At 32.8% G+C, this 574-nt stretch carries 1 pseudogene; it reads right to left on the bottom strand.

Going from position 1 to position 574, the window contains the following annotated elements:
* Positions 1–18: 18 nt before the first annotated feature.
* Positions 19–505, bottom strand: a pseudogene (locus tag FFO06_RS20765) (nuclease/transposase family protein); the annotation flags it as partial.
* Between the last annotated feature and the right edge of the window lie 69 nt (positions 506–574).

Raw genomic sequence — 574 nt, forward strand, 5'->3', positions numbered from 1 at the left:
TACACAAAACTGGATCTAGTAACCGTCAGAACGTTTAACTATCCTAACTCTCTTTATTTGCTTAATCTGGTAAAAATGTAAATCCCAAGTTCCAATTAATTTTAACTGACCAATACCACATTTATCTATGAAAGTAATGTGCTTACGGTCATCTAAAAGTTTCCATCCAGTTTTATATTCAACTGAACGGTTATTTTTTTGAAATCTGGGATAACCCTTCTTACCTGGAACTTTTGCTTTGCAATTATCAAAAAATCGCTTAATTGCAAAAGCAGTTCTTTCTGCTGCTGCTTGTCTAGCCATGGAGTTTAATTTATCTGCAAAATCAAATTCATTAGCTAATACCGCAGTGTATTTATTCAGGTCGTAATATTTAACATTTTGATTGATTGTCCATCCAAAACCGCAAGCACTTATTACGGATGAATTGGGTTATCCGTATAGCTGCATCAATTTTTTGATATTGCTGCTTTGTGCCTTTGGCTTTAAATTCAAAAACAATCATTTTTTTATTACTAATTCGACCTGTTTTCAGTATAGTATACTTTAGGAAATTCACCAACCTCTAAGATTG

It is taken from the genome of Dolichospermum planctonicum, from assembly GCF_005402965.1.
In the GTDB taxonomy this organism is placed as follows: domain Bacteria; phylum Cyanobacteriota; class Cyanobacteriia; order Cyanobacteriales; family Nostocaceae; genus Dolichospermum; species Dolichospermum planctonicum.